Raw genomic sequence first — 2,489 nt, 5'->3', positions numbered from 1 at the left:
ATTATTATCTCACAATTTAACCCAAATGTCTTTCTATTTTAAAAGTCAAAGTAAAACTTTTCAAATATACAGAAGTATAACTATGTGAAACATCCTTTCATTAATCCATAAAAGAATACATAAAAAAGCCACTCATTTGAGTGGCAATGAAGAAAAGCTTTAGATAAAAACGTCCCCGCTTGGGACACATTGTTAAGAGGTGTGCGGGGTTCTATTAATTATATTAAACGATAAATAATACACAATGTCAACAGTTAAAAGTTGAAATAATAAGTTTTCATTTTTTTCATACTTGTAATTCTTCAATTTATGTACCCTGTTAGGACTCGAGCCTACGACCGGACGGTTATGAGCCGTCTGCTCTGACCAACTGAGCTAAGGGTACGAGAAACCATCACAACTACTGCAAATCTGAAGAATGGACAATAATGGGATTTCATTCCTTATGTTGTGATGGCTAATTTATTATTACACAATCACAAATGAAAAAACAGATTATATCGTGGCTAAATTTTCTTTATACTTTTTATTATTAATAAAATTATTACCATCAAACCTATAAATTTTAAAACTAGTGCTAGCCTAATACTAATTATTGGACGGTAGCCTACAACAACCTCATTTAATCCAGGCTTAGCATTAACGATCAATGCCCCTAGGTCAGTTACTTCTTTTTTATCCATTTTTTCCCCATTAAATCTTACGTATGAATGGCTGTAGGCAGCAACAGGCAATTGTGTTTTCTGATTTTTAGAGGAATTATTTTCCCATGATATTTTTATTTCACCTTTATTTGTAATAGTTTTTTCTCCCTGCAAAGTATTATCAACAAATTGTCTGAGATAAAGCTTATAAGGATCAGTTTGGTATATTTTTTCGTTGTCAGAGTCCTTTGGTATTGGTAAATAATCCGGTGTTCCTTTTATTATTGCATCTAATCCTTTTTCTAAATCCGGACTTTTAAAATCTGATCTTAACTGATCTGCTCCATTAACCCGTACACTAGCTTTATTATTTCCTGTAGCAGTTGGGTCATCACCTTGCCAAAGCCATGATTGAGAATTTATAAAAGCATTCCCATTCAAAATACTAAAAAAGCTTAATACCACAGTTAATGAATAGACAACTTTTTTCACCTCATCATTTTTGTTACTAATTATCCGGTTTATGACCATAGCGAAGTTCAAAATTAATAGAACATAAGATACAATCACAAATCGGTGTGGAAATTGAACCACTTTCACAAAGGGAATATAACGTGGTAGTTCGTCCCAAGGAAGTAGACCTGATGCCAATAGAAGAAATACTCCACCAACAATTGCAGCAAACTTTTCTTCGATTTTTGTTTGTTTCCAATTAAACAAAGTAAATGATATTCCAAAAATAAAAATAAATGTGTAGATTAGTCCTACATCATGCAAATCATTTCTATTCACTAAGAATTTAACGATGTCACCAGACATTTGTTCCAAATAGAAAGGTTTCAAAATATTATTTGATAAGTAAGGATCTAAAAACCCTAGAATAGAATTGGCAGATAATAAAATTGTAAGTCCTACCGCAAACAACATATCACGAATCCAATAGACTTTTTTATTATTTCTTATAAAGCTATACATATAGAAAGGAAGTATAGCTAGCAACGCAATCACTAGAGTCATCATGTGAATAGAGAGTAGAAGACTGACTATTACCGATAGACCAACATAATTTATGGGATTTTCTATATTTTTTATAGATTTCATAGCCGATATAAATATTAAAGGTAAGAATGCTGCCCCCCACCCATTAAAAGCTTGAGCAATAGGGTATTGCATGACTACGTAGGAAGACATATATAATATTGCAGTTATAATACTAAGAATATTAGTTAACTTTAAATATCTGCTTAAAAAATACATACTTGTACCCGCAATGAATGTACAAATAAACGAGCTAACAATTTGAAATTTAGTCCATGATTTAACAATCATGAGTAAAAATCCCATTAGATAGGAAAAGTCCCATCCATAAAAAGCATTAACTATTCTCCCACTTGAATTAAAACTAAATAAAGATAAGAAATAATTGAATTTACCTGTTTCAAGTTGTTTAGCTGTTTCAAAAAAGCGATTAAGATGAAACATGACATCTGTTCCTAAAATTATCGAACGCTTATATATTTGTGGAGAGATAATTATAAACGAACATATAAATATTACTACTAGGGCGATAACTAAATCTTTTTTAAACCATTTCATTTTCATTACATTACCTACACTCTCTATTTTTTCTCATTCATTATAACAAAAATACTAGTGTAATTAATATCCTTATTTATTATGTACGCCCCTCAATGAGGGGCTATTCTTTATCTACGCGGAATATTCAAGTACCATCGTTTGTCATGAAAATCTTGCGCTCCGCCTTGCGTGTTACCTTTCGGATCGTTCGTTGCACGCATCATTACATAGACTTTGGATAGGCTACAATTAACTAGACAGAAAAAT

General features: G+C 31.6%; 1 protein-coding gene, 1 tRNA gene and 1 pseudogene. All 3 read right to left on the bottom strand.

The window, feature by feature from the left end; all coding sequences use genetic code 11:
- Nucleotides 1-310: 310 nt before the first annotated feature.
- Nucleotides 311-385: transfer RNA gene (locus HMPREF2961_RS11285), tRNA-Ile, on the bottom strand.
- A 121-nt stretch (nt 386-506) separates the two neighbouring features.
- Nucleotides 507-2,240 carry a glycosyltransferase family protein gene (locus tag HMPREF2961_RS11280; RefSeq protein WP_237539391.1) on the bottom strand — a complete coding sequence of 578 codons (1,734 nt, stop codon included), beginning with the start codon at nt 2,238-2,240 and terminating at the stop codon, nt 507-509.
- A 110-nt stretch (nt 2,241-2,350) separates the two neighbouring features.
- Nucleotides 2,351-2,489: pseudogene (locus tag HMPREF2961_RS15810) on the bottom strand (N-acetylmuramoyl-L-alanine amidase); the annotation flags it as partial.

The organism is Enterococcus sp. HMSC076E04, assembly GCF_001814285.1.
Taxonomy (GTDB): Bacteria; Bacillota; Bacilli; order Lactobacillales; family Enterococcaceae; genus Enterococcus_B; species Enterococcus_B lactis.
This window is presented reverse-complemented; position numbering and strand designations above follow the sequence as displayed.

Coding starts and splice junctions, on each gene's coding strand:
- HMPREF2961_RS11280 (WP_237539391.1), bottom strand. CDS start 2,240: ATGAAATGGTTTAAAAAAGATTTAGTTATCGCCCTAGTAGTAATATTT.